Origin of the sequence: Mariniflexile sp. HNIBRBA6329 (assembly GCF_043558645.1) — a bacterium.
Taxonomy (GTDB): domain Bacteria; phylum Bacteroidota; class Bacteroidia; order Flavobacteriales; family Flavobacteriaceae; genus Mariniflexile.
Genome location: NZ_JBIFXS010000012.1, coordinates 24,276 through 43,577, shown reverse-complemented (window position 1 = coordinate 43,577; position 19,302 = coordinate 24,276). Strand labels below are relative to the sequence as shown.

The 19,302-nt window shown below is 33.3% G+C and carries 15 protein-coding genes and 1 other RNA gene; 5 read left to right on the top strand and 11 right to left on the bottom strand.

Annotation, left to right across the window (positions count from 1 at the left end; all coding sequences use genetic code 11):
• Window positions 1–37: 37 nt before the first annotated feature.
• A complete protein-coding gene (locus ACGK9U_RS12740) occupies window positions 38–1,183 on the top strand; it encodes an MFS transporter (RefSeq protein WP_394466765.1) in 1,146 nt (381 codons plus the stop codon).
• A gap of 135 nt (window positions 1,184–1,318) precedes the next feature.
• Here ACGK9U_RS12740 and ACGK9U_RS12735 read toward each other — a convergent pair whose 3' ends face one another.
• Complete coding sequence (locus tag ACGK9U_RS12735; protein WP_394466764.1) at window positions 1,319–2,167, bottom strand: carboxypeptidase-like regulatory domain-containing protein; 849 nt, start codon at window positions 2,165–2,167, stop codon at window positions 1,319–1,321.
• Window positions 2,168–2,240: 73 nt separating this feature from the next.
• A complete protein-coding gene (locus ACGK9U_RS12730; RefSeq protein WP_394466763.1) occupies window positions 2,241–3,275 on the bottom strand; it encodes a glutaminyl-peptide cyclotransferase in 1,035 nt (344 codons plus the stop codon).
• Window positions 3,276–3,362: 87 nt separating this feature from the next.
• Here ACGK9U_RS12730 and ffs point away from each other — a divergent pair.
• Window positions 3,363–3,461: signal recognition particle sRNA small type (gene ffs, locus ACGK9U_RS12725), an RNA gene on the top strand.
• A gap of 166 nt (window positions 3,462–3,627) precedes the next feature.
• On the top strand, window positions 3,628–4,431 hold the full coding sequence (locus ACGK9U_RS12720) for an SDR family oxidoreductase (RefSeq protein ID WP_394466762.1): 804 nt from the start codon (window positions 3,628–3,630) through the stop codon (window positions 4,429–4,431).
• Window position 4,432: 1 nt separating this feature from the next.
• On the opposite strand, the gene ACGK9U_RS12715 is transcribed toward ACGK9U_RS12720, so the two are convergent.
• Window positions 4,433–5,821 (bottom strand): TlpA family protein disulfide reductase, encoded by a 1,389-nt coding sequence (locus tag ACGK9U_RS12715; protein WP_394466761.1) that lies wholly within the window; start codon window positions 5,819–5,821, stop codon window positions 4,433–4,435.
• A 353-nt stretch (window positions 5,822–6,174) separates the two neighbouring features.
• On the opposite strand from ACGK9U_RS12715, the gene ACGK9U_RS12710 reads away from it, so the two are divergent.
• Window positions 6,175–7,803: an ABC-F family ATP-binding cassette domain-containing protein gene (locus ACGK9U_RS12710; RefSeq protein ID WP_394466760.1), complete on the top strand. Its 1,629-nt coding sequence runs from the start codon at window positions 6,175–6,177 to the stop codon at window positions 7,801–7,803.
• A gap of 73 nt (window positions 7,804–7,876) precedes the next feature.
• On the opposite strand, the gene ACGK9U_RS12705 is transcribed toward ACGK9U_RS12710, so the two are convergent.
• On the bottom strand, window positions 7,877–8,116 hold the full coding sequence (locus ACGK9U_RS12705; protein WP_394466759.1) for a putative signal transducing protein: 240 nt from the start codon (window positions 8,114–8,116) through the stop codon (window positions 7,877–7,879).
• A 139-nt stretch (window positions 8,117–8,255) separates the two neighbouring features.
• On the opposite strand from ACGK9U_RS12705, the gene ACGK9U_RS12700 reads away from it, so the two are divergent.
• On the top strand, window positions 8,256–8,987 hold the full coding sequence (locus ACGK9U_RS12700) for a sulfite exporter TauE/SafE family protein (RefSeq protein ID WP_394466758.1): 732 nt from the start codon (window positions 8,256–8,258) through the stop codon (window positions 8,985–8,987).
• Between the two features lie 45 nt (window positions 8,988–9,032).
• Here ACGK9U_RS12700 and pheT read toward each other — a convergent pair whose 3' ends face one another.
• The 7 genes from pheT to ACGK9U_RS12665 form a co-directional block, all read right to left on the bottom strand.
• Entirely contained in the window at window positions 9,033–11,459 is a 2,427-nt protein-coding gene (pheT, locus tag ACGK9U_RS12695) for a phenylalanine--tRNA ligase subunit beta (protein WP_394466757.1), read from the bottom strand.
• Between the two features lie 290 nt (window positions 11,460–11,749).
• A complete protein-coding gene (locus ACGK9U_RS12690; protein WP_394466756.1) occupies window positions 11,750–12,139 on the bottom strand; it encodes a VOC family protein in 390 nt (129 codons plus the stop codon).
• A 69-nt stretch (window positions 12,140–12,208) separates the two neighbouring features.
• Window positions 12,209–12,679, bottom strand: coding sequence for a hypothetical protein (locus ACGK9U_RS12685; RefSeq protein WP_394466755.1), 471 nt, complete (start codon window positions 12,677–12,679; stop codon window positions 12,209–12,211).
• A 6-nt stretch (window positions 12,680–12,685) separates the two neighbouring features.
• Entirely contained in the window at window positions 12,686–13,066 is a 381-nt protein-coding gene (locus ACGK9U_RS12680) for a DoxX family protein (RefSeq protein ID WP_394466754.1), read from the bottom strand.
• Window positions 13,067–13,091: 25 nt separating this feature from the next.
• The gene (locus ACGK9U_RS12675; RefSeq protein ID WP_394466753.1) at window positions 13,092–15,503 is read right to left on the bottom strand and encodes a thiamine pyrophosphate-dependent enzyme; all 2,412 of its coding nucleotides are present in this window, start codon (window positions 15,501–15,503) and stop codon (window positions 13,092–13,094) included.
• A 172-nt stretch (window positions 15,504–15,675) separates the two neighbouring features.
• Complete coding sequence (locus tag ACGK9U_RS12670; protein ID WP_394466752.1) at window positions 15,676–18,522, bottom strand: metalloprotease; 2,847 nt, start codon at window positions 18,520–18,522, stop codon at window positions 15,676–15,678.
• Window positions 18,523–18,595: 73 nt separating this feature from the next.
• Complete coding sequence (locus ACGK9U_RS12665) at window positions 18,596–19,285, bottom strand: TIGR00730 family Rossman fold protein (RefSeq protein WP_394466751.1); 690 nt, start codon at window positions 19,283–19,285, stop codon at window positions 18,596–18,598.
• Between the last annotated feature and the right edge of the window lie 17 nt (window positions 19,286–19,302).

Sequence of the window (19,302 nt, the reverse complement as noted above, 5' to 3'; positions counted from 1 at the left end):
TTTCGTGTTTTTATAAAGGTAAATTATAGTATCACCAATGGAGTTAAGGCAAAAGCAGCGCATTGCATTAAGTATATATTTTTTTCTATCCGGTATTTGTTTTGCATCTTGGGCATCACGTATTCCGACCATTAAAGAATTTTTTAATTTGAATGAAGCCCAACTCGGTACCATTCTATTGGCAATGCCTATAAGTTCTTTGTTAGGTTTGCCAATTTCGGGTTGGTTGGTCTCAAAATTCGATAGTCGTATACCGCTTATCGTATCATTTATTTTCTTTTCAATAGCTTTAACATGCATTGGTTTTGCAACCACACCGTTTTTGTTGGTAGCATCGGTATGTTTATTTTCATTTTCCATGCGTATATTAAATATTTCGGTAAACACGCAATCCATTACCTTACAGAAAAAGTTCGAAAAGCGTGTGGTAGGTGCTTTTCATGGGTTATGGAGTACGGGTGGTTTAATAGGTGTTGCTTTTTCAACGTTGATGGTGAAAATGGATGTATCAATTCAAATACATTTGTTAAGTATTTCAATTGCAGCATTAATTATAGCATTTGTAACCTTTCAATTTACCATAAAAGACGATAAATCTACCACAGGGAATAAACTTATTTTCGGAAAACCAGACCCGTTTATTTTGTATTTAGGCGTCCTTATATTTTTTGGAGCCATTTGCGAAGGTGGTATGTTCGATTGGAGTGGGGTTTACTTTAAAGATGTTGTAAACGAAGAAATCTTCACCTACGGTTATTTAATGTTTATGACCACCATGGCACTTTCGCGGTTTTTTTGCGATAAGCTTGTGGTTAAATTTGGCTTGCAAAAAATGTACATACTAAGTGCGGTATTAATAGCGTCGGGTATCGCTATAGCGGTTATTTTTCCATTTTTTTGGTCAGCTTTGTTGGGGTTCTGTTTTGTGGGTTTTGGTACAGCGGCCATTTTCCCCGTTACCTTATCGTTGGCAGGAACTTCCAAAAAATATTCACCCGGAATGGCAATTTCCATAGTAACTACCTACGGTATTGTAGGCATGCTTATAGGGCCACCGCTCATTGGGTATTTAGCCCAAGCTTTTAATTTACAAAACGCCTTTATTTTGTTTATAATCATTGGTTTAATGTTTATTCCCGTTTCGCGCGCATTCTTTAAGTTTCAGGCAAAGAATAATTTATAAGATTTAGGGCGCTTCCCTCATCCTGAAACAAGTTCAGGAACCGGGTCGGGTTATCCACTACGAGTCCTCGTTCGTGCCTCACTGTGGGCTTTCCGTTACTACCCCTTGCACGGGCGTATTTGCAAAGCAAAAGGCTTACCTAAAAATAGAAGTGATTTTGTAAAAGAACTTTCCAATGCTGCTGCGTTCAATATCACCATTTTTTATTTTTTGTCTATGAGCTTTGTGCTGTTTTTTGTAAAACTCTAAACTATTGGATCTTCTAAATTTGTTTTGCTTTTTACGTTCTAATTCTTCAGGAGAGTAAACGTATTTTGTTTCACTTTCATCTATAACCCCATATCCAACCACAACCATACCACCCAATACAGCTTCATCCATAAGAAGAGTTATGTTGTTTTCTTTTTCTGTAATTTTTAATTCTTTAGTTTCAAATCCAATATAACTCATCATTAAAACATCTCCTTTGTTTGCTTTCAAAGAAAATTTACCGTCAAAATCCGTAGTTATTCCGTTGCAAGTTCCTTTTACAATAACATTCACACCAGGTAAAGGTATGTTGTCCTCATCCGTTATAATACCGTTGACGAGGTTTTCATCTACCAAAGGTTTTGGTTTTATCTTACCAACAATATGGTTATGTTTAGTAGAATCTGTTTGAACCATTTTAGGTTCACCTTGTGCATGCATATATGGACTTCCTAAGCCCATAAAGGCAAAAATTCCAGAAGCTAAATAAGTAGCGTAGCTGTTATTCTCTTTTCTACTTAAAACAATATCTCTTTGTAGTTGTGTGGTTTTAAAACGCCCGCAAAGGTTTTTGTTTTGCTCAAAAGTTTTAATTATTTGCTCGTCGGTTTTGGTAGTAAAATCAAAAACGTTTTTTTGGCACGTAGCACAATGTCGCCCTTTTTCATTTGGCGTCATATTATTCCAGTTTTCGCTACAAGGCTTCGGAATATCTATATTCATTACTTTTCTCATAGTTCAAATTACTACAAGAAAAAGCAAAATTAAAAGTTAGAATGAGTGAGCGTGCTGTTTTGTTGAGTAACGTTTACTTTTCAACAATTTCAACCTCAAATAATTTGTCCCAACGTTTTCCAGTTACAAAAATGGTTTTAGTATCAGGATTGTAAGCAATACCGTTTAAAACATCTAAACCTTCATGCTGTGTTACTAATTTTTTTAATGGAGAAAAATCAATAACACCAATTACAGCACCGTTTTCAGGATTAATTAAAGCAACACCATCTTTTTGGTAACGGTTGGCATATATAATACCATTAATCCATTCCATTTCGTTAATCTCAACAATTTTTCCTTTGTTGGTATAAACTTGTATGTGGTCTTCTTCAACTAAAGTATCAGGATTTAAAATCCAAATATTTTCGGTACCATCACTTTTATAAAGTTTCTTTGAATCGTTGCAAATGCCCCAACCTTCTTTACTGTTTCCGTATTTAAAGCTATTTAATTTTTCAAACGTATTCACATCGTAAATAAAACCGGTTCCTGCTTGCCATGTTAGTTGATAAATTTTGTCGTTAAGTACGGTAAGCCCTTCGCCAAAAAAAGCATCGGCTAAATTAACATTCTTTAAAATTTCGCCTGTTTTGTAATTAACTTGTCTTAATTTCGATTCTTTACGTTGTCCTGTACTTTCGTATAAATTGCCTTTATAGAACTCCAAACCTTGTGTGTACGACGTTATGTCGTGCGGGTATGTATTTATAATTTTATAGGTATACACTTTTGGAACTTCACTGTTTAAAATGGTAACCGTTGTAGTGGCCACTTGCTTGTCATTATTAAAATAAATGGTAGCATTTATGTTGTGCTTTCCTAACTTAAAACTTTTTAAATTGGATGTGTTGCTTATTTTTTTACCATACAAAGTATAGCTTACAGAGTCAATTGGATGGTTTTTTTTGTTTTCTATGGAGAGATTTAAGGTCTCATTATTAGAAATATCGCCTTTAATAGCATTGGTTTTTATAATAAAATCACTTTTATTTTGCCCTGTATTAGAACCACAAGAAATAATAATAGCGCTTAATAAAATGATTAATAGGTGTTTAAATGTATTCATCTGAAATATTAAATTTGAAGCAAGATATTTATTTAAAATCAGTTTAAAAAATCATTGTGAAAATTTTAAAAGGTTGTATCTTTGCAGCGGCAAGTCCTACACAACCAGCTCCTGTTGAATCCTCCAGGGCGGGAACGCAGCAAAGGTAAATGGTCGTAGCGGTGTGATGTAGGTAGCTTGCCTTTTTTTGTGCCTTATTGTGAGGTACTAAATCTCACGTTTTTCTGCTCAAATTCATTCAAAAACTTTCTTTTTATCTGGTATTGTCAAATTCATTCTTAATTTTACATTATCAATTATCAATTATCAATTATCAATTATCAATTATCAATTATCAATTATCAATTGAAATATGCCTAAAGTTGTATTAATTACAGGAGGTTCTTCTGGAATAGGAAAATCGGTAGGTGAGTACCTTACCGAAAAAGGATTTAAAGTTTATGGAACAAGCCGAAATCCCGAAAACTATAAAGCCAGTAAATTTTCTATTTTAAAGTTGGATGTAAAAAACATTGAAACCATACACCAAACCGTAAAAACAATTATAGATGCTGAAGGTAGGCTAGATGTGGTTATAAACAATGCAGGTGCTGGCATTACGGGTGCTATTGAAGAAATTCCGGAAGCTGAAATTAAAGCAAATTTTGACACTAATTTTTTTGGCCCCATTAACGTTATTAAAGCCGTATTACCACAAATGCGCAAACAACAAGCTGGTTTAATAATAAATATAACCTCAATTGCTGGCTACATGGGTTTACCTTACAGAGGTATTTATAGTGCCAGTAAAGGTGCTTTAGAACTGGTTACTGAGGCTTTTAGGATGGAAATAAAGGACTTCAATATAAAAATGACCAATATAGCCCCTGGAGATTTTGCAACCAATATAGCTACTGGCAGGTATCATGCACCACTTTTAGACAATTCACCCTATAAAAAACCGTATGGTGATACTTTAAATTTAATGAATACCCATGTGGATAATGGTAGCGACCCAAACATGATGGCGCAAGCGGTACTAAAAGTTATAAATACCGAAAACCCAAAAGTACATTACAAAGTAGGGGAGTTTATGCAGAAATTTTCGATTGTGTTGAAACGAATTTTACCAGATAAGGTTTATGAAAAAATGCTGATGAAGCATTATAAATTATAAGTTATTTTCTATTTATAGCTCCTAAAAGTTGTTCTTCAAAACCCATTGAAAAAATGTTTGTATTGCTATAAACTATTTTTTTGTATTTATCTATAACAATGGTTTTGGTCATAGGTTGAATAGCCAAAACTTCAATAGATTCTTTTGGATTTTTAAATTGATATTCATCTTTAAATTTGAATCTGTTCTCCTTTAAAGAAGTTTTTGGTCTTTCTGAACCAAAATCATCAATATTAATAACAATAAACCTTACTTCAGGATACTTTTCTTTAAGTTCATCAAGTTTGTAATGACTTTCTTTAAAGTGATTATAATAGGTATTAGACCAAAAACAAATTACCGTAGGCGATTTAATTAAATCTTTAACATCAAATACACTGTTTTTATAATCAACAATTTTAATATCAGGAAAACTAGCGCCTACTTTTAAGTTGTTTAAAGACGCTGCAAAACGTTTTATTTCAGTTTTCTTTGCTTCATCAGTACTTATATCTAAGTAAGTATTTAAAAGCATTTCATTGTTTTCTGAATTGTTGCTTTTTGAAAGATGGTTGGCAGTAAAGTAATAAAGCAGTTCGTTTTTAACGGCTTTGTCGTTAATTAAACTGTCAACAATTTTAAGTCTGTCTAAATTATAGCATATGGAGCTTCTTTTAAACACATCGTCATCACTGCTATGTTTTAAATGCCCTCTTAAAGATAGATTGTTCACAGTATATCTTAAAAAAGAATTGTAGTGGTTGTGTTCTTTAAAAAAAACATCATTATAATCAATATGCTTTCTATAATTATAAAAATCTTTAGGAAGCGAATTTAAAATTTCAGCTTTGTTATTGCCATGATGCACAAACGGATATACTTCTTTACTTGAATAATAACTGTAATCTATATTGGCATTTGCTATTTTATCAAATAAAGGCGATGTACCGTATTTAGCTTTAAAAGTATTTAACTTATCTAATTTTAATGCTTTTAAAGAATCGACCCTTCTTTCGTAAGTGTCCGGATTTAATTGGCAAAATTTAAAAATTTTCTTTTCTTGAATTTCATTTTCTAGAAATTCGTTAACTAAGTAGTTGTTTTTTTTGTCACCAATTCCGGTAAAAACCAGCGACTCGTCAAACTCAAGAGTATTCAATCTAAAAAGCAAACTGTCTTTAGGTTCCAATAAAACCATTTGAATTTCCCCACCATGGTAAAATGTATATAAACCTTCTTTTAAATCGTTAATTTTATAAAGAAACCTATTTCTATTATCTAACTTTATGGTATCAATTACCTCATCAGCTTTAGATAAGATAACAAAATCGCTATTCGGATTCATAATCTCACCCCCTAAATAAGCATAATTATTCTCTGAATTATTGCTGTCTTTTTTGCAATTAAACAATGTAAGTATAGTTATTAAGCCTAAAAAGTAAAATTTCATAATCCCTTATCACTGTGTTTATCGTAACACAATTATATTATACAAAAATATGTGTTGTATTTATAAAGTGTTGTTAATGCGCTGTTAAATGTTTCAATGTAGTAAATACGTTCAAAAATGGCATATTTTTTTTAATGGACAAAGTATTGTATTTAAAATAGTAACTAAGTTTCGACTTACGGTTTGAATTTTTTACTTTTGCAGCAAACTTTCAAAAAGAGGGATGTTTAAGTATAAATCTTAATATGATTGAAAGTTCACGACGGCTTATATAAGCTATTAAAAATAATCTGAGTAAATTTAAAATACCCACTATGTTATCAGTATCAAACCTTTCGGTTCAATTTGGCAAACGCATACTTTTTGATGAAGTAAGCACCACCTTTAATACAGGGAATTGCTACGGAATTATTGGCGCTAATGGTGCTGGAAAATCTACTTTTTTAAAGATAATATCTGGTAAACAGGATCCCACGTCTGGACAAGTACATTTAGAACCAGGTAAACGAATGTCCGTTTTAGAACAGGACCATAATTTATACGATGCACACACCGTTTTGGAAACTATTTTAATGGGAAACAAGCCATTATATAAAATTAAGACGGAAATGGATGCGCTTTATGCAGATTATTCAGATGAAAATGCTGATAGAATAGGAGAGCTTCAAGTACTATTTGAAGAAATGAACGGATGGAATGCCGATAGTGATGCTGCTGCCATGTTATCAAATTTGGGTATCAAAGAAGAATTCCATTATACTTTGATGGGAGAATTGGATGGTAAACAAAAAGTGCGTGTGCTTTTGGCACAAGCCTTATTTGGAAATCCAGATGTGCTAATTATGGATGAGCCTACCAACGATTTGGATTATGAAACCATCTCTTGGCTTGAAAACTTTTTAGCTAATTATGAAAACTGCGTGATTGTTGTATCGCATGACCGTCACTTTTTAGATGCTGTTTGTACACATATTTCAGATATCGATTTCGGAAAAATTAATCATTACTCTGGTAATTACACCTTTTGGTATGAATCGTCGCAATTAGCAGCGCGTCAACATGCACAACAAAACAAAAAAGCCGAAGAGAAGAAAAAAGAATTGGAAGAGTTTATTCGTCGTTTTTCTGCAAACGTTGCAAAAAGTAAGCAAGCAACCAGTAGAAAGAAAATGATTGAAAAATTGAACATTGCTGATATTAGACGTACAAGCAGAAGGTATCCAGCAATTATTTTTGAACGCGATAGAGAAGCTGGTGATCAAATATTAAATATTCAAGGGTTGGCCGCATCGAGTGAAGAAGGTGAAGTATTATTTAAAGACATCGATTTGAATCTGGCTAAAGGCGATAAAGTTGTTGTGTTTTCTAAAGATTCCAGAGCCACTACAGCTTTTTATGAAATATTAAACAATAATGAAAAAGCGGATGCTGGTAAATTTGACTGGGGAGTTACTACAACACAATCATATTTACCATTGGATAACAGTGAATTTTTCAATAACGATTTAACATTGGTTGATTGGTTACGCCAATGGGCAACTACTGAAGAAGAGCGTGAAGAAGTAAATATAAGAGGTTTCTTAGGAAAAATGATTTTTAGTGGTGAAGAAGCCCTAAAAAAATCGAATGTGCTTTCTGGAGGTGAAAAAGTACGTTGTATGTTGAGTAGAATGATGATGATGAGAGCTAATGTGTTAATGTTAGACGAGCCAACAAACCACTTAGATTTAGAAAGTATCACGGCGTTTAACAACTCGCTTACCAATTTTAAAGGTACTATGTTGTTTACAACGCACGATCACGAATTTGCGCAAACAGTAGCAAATAGAGTGGTTGAATTAACACCAAATGGAATTATTGATAGATATACTACGTTTGATGAATATATGCAAGACCCTAAAATAAAAGAATTGCGCAATAAAATGTATGCGGTTACCGTATAGGTGACTATTATATAAACAGAAAAAGGAGCAATTTTTACAAAAAATTGCTCCTTTTTTATGGAAGTAGGTAAAATTACGCTTCCAGTTCCGAAGTTATATCATTAACTACTTTTGTAGCTTTTTCAAGTTCATCTTTATGTACGTAAACTTCTTGGAAATCAGGAGCCAACGTACCACCAAATCCGCCTAAAATAGCAGATTCCGCTTGGTCCTTAACCACAGGGTTAATATCCATATCATTTAATTCTATTGTAATTCGCTTTACAACAGCAAAATTACCTGTGTATATTTTTATATAATTTGAATCTGTCATAGCATGAGTTTTAAGTGTTCATTAAATATACGCTATTTTTAATCTAAATCAAATGAAATAAAAGTAATTGTGCTCTTAAATAACGCTTTTATGAACAAAATAAAGCTGATTTTTAGTATCTTTAATAAAGATCTCGAATTTGAAACATATTGAATATTACTTTCTGTTGTTCGCTTTTCTAGCTGAAATTATTGGTACTGTTGGAGGCTTTGGTTCTTCAGTTTTTTTTGTACCTATTGCCAATTTTTATTTCGATTTTCAAACAGTTTTAGGAATTACAGCGGCGTTTCATGTGGTTAGTAATTTAAGTAAAATAGCTTTGTTTAAAAAAGGTATAGATAAAAAACTTATTGTTTATATTGGAATTCCCGCCGTTTTATTTGTGATTATTGGAGGGTTTATAAGCAAATTGTTAAACACCCGATTTTTAGAAATCATTTTAGGTGTTTTTTTAGTAACATTGAGTTTGTTATTCTTAATTAAGAAAAACTTAATCGTTAAACCTCATAAAAAAGAAGCCATTATTGGAGGTACTTTATCTGGATTTGTAGCTGGTATTTTAGGAACCGGTGGTGCAATAAGAGGTTTAACCATGGCAGCTTTTAATCTTGAAAAAAACGTATTTATCGCAACTTCTGCCATTATTGATTTCGGGGTTGATTTAAGCAGAACCATCGTGTATTATTTTAATGGATATATCACAAAGGAGATCTTAATTTACATTCCTTTTTTAGTGGTTATAGGTGTTGTTGGTACGTATGTAGGGAAATTGCTACTCATTAAAATATCTCAGGATAATTTTAAAAAATTCTCTTTGTTTTTAATTTTAATAATTGGCGTCATTACTGTTTTTAAAACTATCTTACAGTAAAAAAGTCGACAATTGCCGACTTTAAAATATTCTTATTAAAGCAAACTATCTCAACTCCGCACCCAATTGATTTTCAAACTGGGTTTGTAGCGTATTCATTATTTTATCTATTTGTTTATCGGTAAGCGTTTTGTTTTCATCTTGCAATGTAAAACTAACCGCGTAACTTTTTTTACCTTCGGGTAAGTTCTTACCTTGGTACACATCAAACAAATTCACGCTCTTTAATAACTGCTTTTCACTTTGTTTAGCAATTTTATATATAGATTCAAATGTAACTTTGTCATCTAGTAATAAAGCAAAATCACGACGCACTTCTGGGTATTTAGGTAATGTTTTAAAACTAACCGAGTTGCGCTTAATGACATCTAAAATAGCATCCCAGTTAAAATCGGCATACATAACTTCTTGCGAAATATCAAAATGCTTTAAAATTGGTTTTTTAATCAACCCAAAATCTACCAACTTCATTTTACCTAAACCAAAACTCAAACCTTCACTAAACAAATCATTATCAATAGGCGATTCGTTAAATCTTGAAATCCCTAAACGCTCCAAAACACTTATAATGTTTCCTTTCAGGAAGAAAAAATCGCTTTTTCTGTTTGGTACATTCCAATTTTCTATATTTTGGTTTCCTGTTACAAAAACAGATAAATGTTTGAATTCTTCACGTTTATCGCCATAACCATGATAGGTTTTTCCAAATTCAAATAATTTTAAATCAGCACGTTTTCTGTTAATGTTAAATGAAATGGCTTCCAAACCAGAAAACAATAGCGATTGTCTTAAAACCGACAAATCGCCACTCAACGGATTCAAAATATTTATGTTATGTTCGTTTTTCAACTGTTCGCTTAAGGCTACATAATTAGGCGTAGTCAATGAGTTGGAAAGGATTTCGAAAAAACCTTGTGACGCTAATTGGTTCCCAACTAAATTTTGAATTTTATGATCTTCAAAACGGTTAGAATTTGAGATAGAAGCATTTAACTTTTCAGTAGTTTTAATATTGTTATAACCGTAAACACGTAGTATTTCTTCAATAATATCGGCTTCACGGGTTACATCGTTTCTGTAAGCAGGTACCGTTAATCCCAATCCTGTTTCAGTAACGTTATTCACTTTAATTTCTAAAGAGGTTAATATACGTTTGATAATTTCCTTCGGAATTTCTTCACCTATCAGTTTTCTAGCATTTTCAAAACTTAAACGCACTTGGAAATCCTCAATCTTATTTGGGTAAATATCTACAATATCACTGGTTATTTCTCCTCCAGCTACTTCCTGAATTAATAAAGCGGCACGCTTTAAAGCATATTCTGTAATATTTGGGTCAATACCACGCTCAAACCTGAAAGAAGCATCGGTATTTAAACCATGACGTTTAGCCGATTTACGAACGCTAACAGGATTAAAATAAGCACTTTCCAAGAAAACACTAGTAGTTGCTTCCGTAACCCCCGAATGTACACCACCAAAAACACCCGCAATACACATTGGTTTTTCGGCATCACAAATCATTAAGTCATCTTCGTTTAATTCTCTTACCACACCATCTAAAGTGGTGAATTTTGTACCCGCAGGCAAGGTTTTAACCTCTACTTTGTTGCCTGTAATTTTAGCAGCATCAAAGGCGTGAAGTGGTTGCCCTAAATCGTGCAATACATAATTTGTAGCATCTACAATATTATTAATAGGGTTTAAACCAATGGCTTTTAGGCGGTGTTGTAACCAAGCGGGAGATGGTTTTACCACAATCCCAGAAATGGTAAGTCCGCAATAGCGTGGCGCCAATTCCTTGTTTTTTACGTCTACATCAATACGCAAGGTGCGGCTATCAACATGAAACGCACTTACAGATGGGGTAATAAACTCTAAATTTATGTCCTTTTGTACCAAGCCAGCTTTCAAATCGCGGGCAGTACCTAAATGGCTCATGGCATCGGCACGGTTTGGTGTTAAGCCAATTTCAAAAACCTGGTCGTTTTCAACCTCAAAAATAGCGGCAGCATGTGTCCCGACTTTAATATTTGCATCTAAAACCATAATACCATCATGACTTTTTCCTAAACCAAGTTCATCCTCGGCACAAATCATACCGTGGCTTTCTTCACCTCTAATCTTACCTTTTTTAATGGTCCAAGCTTCGCCTGTTTCAGTGTATAAGGTTGTACCAATAGTTGCTACAGGCACTTTTTGTCCAATAGCCACGTTAGGTGCGCCACATACAATTTGTAATGGGGCATCTTCACCAATATTTACAGTGGTAATTCTTAATTTATCAGCATTTGGGTGCGGTATACAGGTTAAAACCTCGCCAACAACAACGCCTTCCAATCCGCCTTTAACCGATTGATAGACTTCTATACCTTCAACTTCCAATCCTAAATCGGTAAGTAATTCGCTAGTTTGTTCTGGCGTCCAATCAATCTTAATAAATTGTTTTAACCAGTTGTATGAAATTTTCATAGATTAATTCCTATTTTAAAGTGTGCAAAAATACATATTTTATTTCTAAAAAACTTTATAAAGCACGCTTAGAAGCACTGACTTTTGAACATAATAAAGCACAAGAAAATTGAAAACAATAACTTTTTGTGAGCGTTAACTAAAGGTCGGGCTATTTGCTGTGAATGAAGTTTGGAACGTTCAGAATACTAATTCATTTCAATGGTTTATATTCACCAATAAGTGAATTTAGTCTTAAAAAATCAATATGTAGTCTTGTAATTATAAACGAAGTTTTCAACAATCACAACTTATTTCATGGAATGTAAACCAAACATATTGCCTTCAGTATCGGTGGCCAATACAATAAATCCATATTCCCCAATAGACATTTTGGGTCTTACTACTTTACCGCCAGCGGCTTCAATGTTTGCTTCTTCGTGGCAGTCTTCACTATAAAAATATACCAAGGTACTATTGCCACCGGCATTAAAACCTTCCATTTTCACTAAGGCACCTCCAGAACCGTAACTGGTCATGTTGCTGGGAAAAGTGTGCATAATCAAACCTCCTTCTTCTTCAGGTGCGGGAAGTTTTTCTAAAGTGGTTTGAAATACAGCTTCGTAGAATTTTTTGGCTCTAGGCATGTTGTCTACATAAATTTCGAACCAAACTATAGGATTAGATTGTGGATTTTCCATGATTTTAAGTTTTAAAGTTTCTTAAAATTAGAAAACAAAAGTGGAATGTAAAAACAAAGATTTGTATAATTATAAATCTTCCAGCATCAATTTAAAATCGTACTGCAAATCTTCATGAAGCGTAGAAACTATTCTTTTTATCAGTGTTATTTGCCTATTATACATGTTTTGTAACTGTGTGCTGTACTTAATACTGGGAGAAAAAGCTTTTAATTTTTCGCAAAAATAGAGGAGAAGTGTCGCTTCGGTTTCCTTGTTCTGTGAATACCTAATGAATTTTTTTGTATTGGTGAGAATTTTCCGGGTGCTTTTTCGGATGTAAAAATAACTGGCAGTGTTAATTAACTCAAATTGCTCGTCTATATAACTTTTAACAGATTCGATATAGCCTTCTTCATTATGGGATTCAAAAAGTAGATAAGTAAGGAGTTCTTTGTTTTCTTTTTTAAATCTGGCAAGACGCAAGCAAAGTTCCGCCATGTCATCATACGATTTATGGCTTAGTTCTTTTTTTATTTCAGCAAGTGAAGCACCTTTCAAATGTATCTATTTTTTAAACCCGTCAACTGAATATTTACCAGCACCAGTGAAAAGTAAGACTAAAAAACCAAATAAGAATAGTAATGCTTTTTCTTTAACATTTAATGGGTCGTTGGCGTGTATAACAAAAGCAGCTACAAACATGGTAATAACAGCTGGTATGGCAGCTAATTTTGTTTTGAAACCAATTAAAATTAAAAGAGGAGCTACAACTTCGCCTATTAAAGCTAAAATTAAAGAAGTTGTTTCGCCAAGACCAATAGGATCTGCAAATTTTATGGAACTTTCAAAAAGTGAGTTTATTTTTGGGATACCGTGAGTAAGCATCAAACTTGCAAAACCAATTCTTAGAATTAGTAAACCTAAATCGGGGAAATTTTTATTCATTTAAATATTGATAATTACGTGAAATCTATCTTAATTTGGGAAATTCACTTGGATTAACTTCATGCATAACACCATAAACAGCTTCAAAAATATCTTCGGCCGATGGTTTTGAAAAATAATCACCATCATTTCCATAAGCTGGTCTGTGTGCTTTAGCTGTGAGGGTTTTTGGTTGGCTATCTAGATATTGATACGCATTTTGAACGTTTAATATTTCATTCAAAATGTAAGCAGAGGCACCTCCTGGTACATCTTCATCAATAATCATAACACGATTGGTTTTTTTGATACTTTTAGTGATATCATGATTTAAATCGAATGGTAACAGCGATTGTACATCAATTATTTCGGTATCAATACCAACTGCTAATAAATCTTTAGCTACTTGTTCTACAATTCGAAGTGTTGAACCGTAAGATACTAAAGTAATATCTGTTCCTTCTTTTACGGTTTCAACCACACCAATTGGTGTTTGAATATCACTTAAATTGCTTGGTTTTTTTTCTTTTAATCTATATCCGTTAAGGCATTCTATAACTATAGCGGGATCATCACCTTTTAATAGTGTGTTGTAGAAACCTGCAGCTTTGGTCATGTTTCTAGGTACTAATAAATTAACGCCTCTAACCAAATGTAAAATACCACCCATTTGAGAACCTGAATGCCAGATGCCTTCTAATCTATGGCCGCGTGTTCTAATAATTAAAGGCGATTTTTGTTTCCCTTTGGTGCGGTAGTGTGTGGTAGCTAGATCGTCGCTAATAATTTGAAGCGCATAAAGAATATAATCTAAATACTGGATTTCCGCAATTGGGCGTAAACCGCGTAGCGACATGCCAATACCTTGGCCAACAATAGTAGCTTCTCTAATACCAGCATCTGCAACCCTTAACTCGCCATATTTTTCCTGTAAACCTTCTAAACCTTGGTTTACATCACCAATATTTCCTGTGTCTTCCCCAAAAACAAGTGCCTCTGGGTAGTTACTGAAAATAGCATCAAAATTATCACGAAGAATGATGCGTCCGTCTACTAGTGCTGCATCTTCATCATACAACGGCTTTACTTCTTTTATAAGGGCATTGGAGCGGTTGGTTTCAGAATATAAATGTGAACTAAAATTAGGTTGAGTATTTTCGAATACTTTATCAATCCAATTTTTAAGTTGTTCTTTTTCTAAAAAGGATTCTTTTGCAACAAGCACTAAGGTTTTACGGGCTGCTGACAAGATATCTTTTCGAGTAGGCTCATCTATAGCGGATAATGTATCTTTTATCTTTTCAATAAAAATTGCGTTAGCGCTGTTGGTAGCTACTTGTTTTAATATGGATATTAATTCGGTTTGTTCTTTTAAAATGGGCTTTAAAAAAGTATTCCAAGCATTTTTTTTGGCTTCTCGTACCTCTCGTTTTATTGCTCTTTCAATTTCTATAAGGGCTTCATTGCTTGCAATACCGCTTTCAATAATCCATTCGCGCATTTTGGTATTACAATCATGTTTTGCTTCCCAAGTCAGTCGTTCAGCGTTCTTATAGCGTTCGTGCGAACCTGATGTGGAATGGCCTTGAGGTTGGGTTAATTCCAAAACATGTATTAAAACCGGAACGTGTTCTTCGCGAGCAATAACGGCAGCTTCTTGATAGGTTTCTATTAGGTTAGGGTAATTCCAACCTTTAACACGAAGTATTTCAAAACCCTTTTCTTCGTCGGTTCTTTGGAATCCTTTAAGAATTTCAGAGATGTTTTCTTTAGTGGTTTGATGCTTAGCGTGTACTGAAATTCCATATTCATCGTCCCAAACACTAATCACTAAAGGGACTTGTAAAACACCTGCTGCGTTTATGGTTTCGAAAAATAAACCTTCGCTGGTACTTGCATTTCCAATGGTACCCCAAGCCACTTCATTTCCATTTACTGAAAAGTTGGTAGTATTGATACCCTCTACTTGTCTGAAAATTTTAGAAGCTTGTGCTAACCCCAATAAACGCGGCATTTGAGCTGCTGTAGGCGATATATCGGCACTGGAGTTGTATTGTTTTGTTAAGTTTTTCCAGCTGCCATCGTTATTTAAAGAATGGGTTACAAAATGACCACCCATTTGACGACCGGCAGACATGGGTTCTAACTCCAAATCGGTGTTGGCGTATAAACCTGCAAAAAACTGTTCGGTAGTTAGCTCGTCTATTGCCATCATAAAAGTTTGGTCTCGGTAGTAGCCTGATCTCCAATCTCCTTTTTTAAAGGCTTTGGCCATGGCTAATTGTGGTACTTCTTTACCATCACCAAATATCCCGAATTTTGCCTTTCCTGTAAGCACTTCACGACGACCTAGTAAACTACATTCCCGACTTTTTACAGCAATTTTATAATCGTTTAAAACTTCTGCTTTAAAATCTTCAAATGATATATTGTTTTTCAAATCTGGAATAGTGTGCATGAATAGAATGCTTTAACTTTTGCAAAAGTAGTTAAAGTTTGCGGTTTTTCCAATTAAAATATTGATGTGTGTAATTGTGAAATTATTAAAAATACCAACAAATAATACTTTTGATTATTAATTGTTTATTTAAAACTTGAATTTAATGATAATTAGATAACAATATGAACTCTTAGAACCAGCGTCTTCTAAATAAACCTAGAAGCGCTTGTGGATCTACTGTAAATTTAAATCGTATTTTTTGATCGTAATGAGGTTGCCCGATTTCCCAACCTAAGTTTGAATATATTGGTAGGTATATTTCAAAATAATCGGTAACTAAATTAATGCGAATGCCAGAATCGTAAACAAAATGAGCATTGTCGAATTTGTTTTTAACCAATCCAATATCTCCATACATTAAAACATATTTCCATAAAGTGGTACTGGCATTTAAGGTGGAAATCCACTGATTTGCAAATGGTGTATCTAATTTTGATTTGAAACCACCTTCAGCATCAATATATTGCTGACTAAAAATACCTGAAGCTTCAGATCTTCCTAAGTAAGGGTATTCAAATAAATAATCTGTTGGTCTATCCAATGCGAAACTAAAGTAATTAGAGTTAGGGTCGTTATTGTTTTTTAAAAATGTACCTGCAAAAAAACGTAAGTTTAATTGTCTGTTGCTTTCAAAAAGGCGTCTATATTCATAATTAAATGAAAGTTTACTAAAGTTTTTTGCTATTTGAACATCGGTGTACCACTTGCTGAAATTAATTAAATTATCGTTGGAATCTATATAACGCGCATTAAACACGCCGTAATTGGGTTCATTTGATGTTAAAATGTTGTTTATGTCTTTGTCTCTATGTATATCTACATACCTAAATGTAAGGGATTCTCTTTTGTTTGATCGAAAATCGGTTTTCTCTCTAAAAAGAAATGTTAATGAAGGTGAAATTTGCCTAACGAATAAGTTTGGAGCATAAGATGAATATCCAGCACCTATGCCATAACTGATGGTATAAAGGTCGCTGTTTTCTAAATAATGGGTCATATAAAGAACGGCGGATCCTGTGAGTGTTCTGGATTCCAATGAATATTGTGGTTTAATACTATAGTTAAATGGTTTTCTTAAAACGGTTTTGTTATAAATTCTTAAGCCTAGATTTACTCCATCATAAATATTATTAAACTCAACAATAGGCATAAAAAACACTTGATTGTAATAGGGGTCTTCAATATCTTGAAAAAGTCTAAATTGTAGAGGTTTATTGTTGAAGAAAAAACCCTTTAATGATTTCCAATTATCACGAAGGTTAATTTCGGGAATGATACTATTGTAGTTCAAAACAAGCTTGTTGGCATTGTTTCTAGGAATGGTAATGGTTTTGTTTTCATAAACATTTTCAACCCATGTTTTTGAAACAATGCTATCGTTATTTAAAGCATATAACGAAACAGGCATGCTGTTGTTTTGCTTGTTTTTAACTATTAATGTGATGGAGTCTTTTGTTTTAGAAACTTTTCTTATTTTAAAATCTAACTTTTTGCGCGTGTTTAAATAATCGGTAAAAAACCAATCGATGTTTTTATCGGTTCTAGACTTTATATAGGTTTCAAAATCTTTAGTTGTTACGGGTTTTAATTTGTTTTCTATAACGAAAGATGATAAGCTGTTTTCAACGATGTCATGGTTTATGAAATCGCCCAAATACTTTAAACCTACACCAGCTTTATATTTATTGGCAATACTATTATTGAATTTCAATAATGAATCTTTAGGCATAGTAAGCGGTTGGTCTTTATTGGTACGTGCCATAATCATATAGGCTAGCACGTATTTATCGTTAAATTTCATATCGGCAGCATGAAACGAGCGAACACCCCAAAAATTAGCCAAAGAGCCTAAAAACTTCATGTTTGGATAATGCTCGTCAACATAGTCCATTAAATAATATATCTGTATACCGTCAAGCAACCACTGTTCGGTCCTTGGATTTAAAAGGAGCGTGTTTTCTAAATAATTGTGAAGTGCCACTTTTAGTAGTTTTAATTCGTACTGAAAGTGGGGTGGGTAAGTTTTAATAAAATTTGGTAAAAAATTTAAGCCATAAACGGGGTCTTTGTTGTAATCTATATCGGTTAAAACAAGTTTGTTTTGTGGGTGTTTCCCAAGTTTGTCTTCAATAAAAGTTGTGACTCTTTCAGTAATTAAAACCTTGTCAATCATTTCTAAACCATCATCATTAATGTTAGAAATAAGAGAGAATCCATTCCTTTCGATAGTATTGAATGTTGATGCTTTACTTAAGAACAATTTATTATTTAAAACATTTTTCCCTTCTAAAGTAATTAATTGTCTGTTAGACAGTTGAACCCTGTTACTTTCATTTAATTCTGAAGTTAATTTATATTCCTTAGGATAATCAATTTCAAGATGCACATCGGCAGGAGGTATGTACAAATCATCTAAATCCTTATTGCTGTAGTAATGCCATTTACCATTGTAAATAGCGGGTGTAATGTACCAATACCTTAAGTTTACATCGCCTGTACTTGTAATACCGTAGCTTGTGAATTTGTCGCTAGGTATTTGCACTAAATATTCTAATTCAATGGTATAAAACCCATTTGGTTTTAAAGGTTCTTTTAGTTGAACCTCAATAACATCTATTTGACTTTTTAGTTGCTTAAAAATTAAAGCTTCTCCATTTTCTTTGATGGATGTAATAACAGAATAACCTCTTTCTTCATTTTTAGCTAAATGAAACACATTTTTGTATTCATCTGCCAATCTTTGCGCAAGAGGTGTTTTTTTTGTTGAATAACTATTGTTCCAATCGTTTAGATAAATAGTTTGAAGTTCATCTTGAGTTGTGTTTTCATATCGAATGGTTTGCGATATTCTTATTTGTTTATTTTCAATATCAAAAACCGCCTTTAAGTCAATTTTATTTTGACCAAAGCCTGCATAACATACAAATGCATATAACGTACAACAGAAAAGACGTAATTTCAATTTAATTTTAAACATTTAGAGGTTAAAAATTCGTAAGGCGTTGCAAGATAATAAAATAAACCTGCAATTTTTTGTTTGCAAGTTTAAGTTAGAAATTAGGACTTAATCCAGACCCATTATAAAAAGAGTCTAGAATGGTAACCACTTCTTCATCAGTATCTACAAGATGTATTAAATCTAAATCTTTGGCACTTATATTTCCAAATGAATCTAAAAGAGTGGTTTTAATCCAATCTAAAAGTCCTTCCCAAAACTTTGTTCCCACTAAAATAATGGGGAATTTTTCAATTTTATGTGTTTGAATAAGTGTGATAGCCTCAAACAACTCATCTAAAGTACCGAAACCACCGGGCATGACAACAAAGCCCTGTGAATACTTTACGAACATGACTTTACGAACAAAAAAGTAATCGAAATCCAAGCTTTTATCAGAATCGATATAAGGGTTATCGTGTTGTTCAAAAGGCAGTTCTATATTCAATCCTACCGATGTACCGCCACCTAAATGCGCACCTTTATTTCCCGCTTCCATAATACCAGGGCCGCCACCGGTAATAACACCATACCCAGCTTCTACAATACGTTTTGCAATTTTTTCTGCAAGAAGGTAGTATGTGTCTTCTGGTTTTGTTCTGGCGGAACCGAATATGGATACACACGGACCAATTTTACTTAGTTTTTCATAACCATTAACAAATTCGCCCATGATTTTAAAAATAGCCCAAGAATCGTTTGTTTTAATTTCGTTCCATGCTTTACTATGTTTTTCTAATCTCATATTGTGTTTATTTGTTT

Excerpts from the sequence above, each read along its gene's own strand:
- ACGK9U_RS12740 (WP_394466765.1), top strand. The coding sequence starts at position 38 with ATGGAGTTAAGGCAAAAGCAGCGCATTGCATTAAGTATATATTTTTTT.
- ACGK9U_RS12735 (WP_394466764.1), bottom strand. The coding sequence starts at position 2,167 with ATGAGAAAAGTAATGAATATAGATATTCCGAAGCCTTGTAGCGAAAAC.
- ACGK9U_RS12730 (WP_394466763.1), bottom strand. The coding sequence starts at position 3,275 with ATGAATACATTTAAACACCTATTAATCATTTTATTAAGCGCTATTATT.
- ACGK9U_RS12720 (WP_394466762.1), top strand. The coding sequence starts at position 3,628 with ATGCCTAAAGTTGTATTAATTACAGGAGGTTCTTCTGGAATAGGAAAA.
- ACGK9U_RS12710 (WP_394466760.1), top strand. The coding sequence starts at position 6,175 with ATGTTATCAGTATCAAACCTTTCGGTTCAATTTGGCAAACGCATACTT.
- ACGK9U_RS12705 (WP_394466759.1), bottom strand. The coding sequence starts at position 8,116 with ATGACAGATTCAAATTATATAAAAATATACACAGGTAATTTTGCTGTT.
- pheT (WP_394466757.1), bottom strand. The coding sequence starts at position 11,459 with ATGAAAATTTCATACAACTGGTTAAAACAATTTATTAAGATTGATTGG.
- ACGK9U_RS12690 (WP_394466756.1), bottom strand. The coding sequence starts at position 12,139 with ATGGAAAATCCACAATCTAATCCTATAGTTTGGTTCGAAATTTATGTA.
- ACGK9U_RS12680 (WP_394466754.1), bottom strand. The coding sequence starts at position 13,066 with ATGAATAAAAATTTCCCCGATTTAGGTTTACTAATTCTAAGAATTGGT.
- ACGK9U_RS12675 (WP_394466753.1), bottom strand. The coding sequence starts at position 15,503 with ATGCACACTATTCCAGATTTGAAAAACAATATATCATTTGAAGATTTT.
- ACGK9U_RS12670 (WP_394466752.1), bottom strand. The coding sequence starts at position 18,522 with ATGTTTAAAATTAAATTGAAATTACGTCTTTTCTGTTGTACGTTATAT.
- ACGK9U_RS12665 (WP_394466751.1), bottom strand. The coding sequence starts at position 19,285 with ATGAGATTAGAAAAACATAGTAAAGCATGGAACGAAATTAAAACAAAC.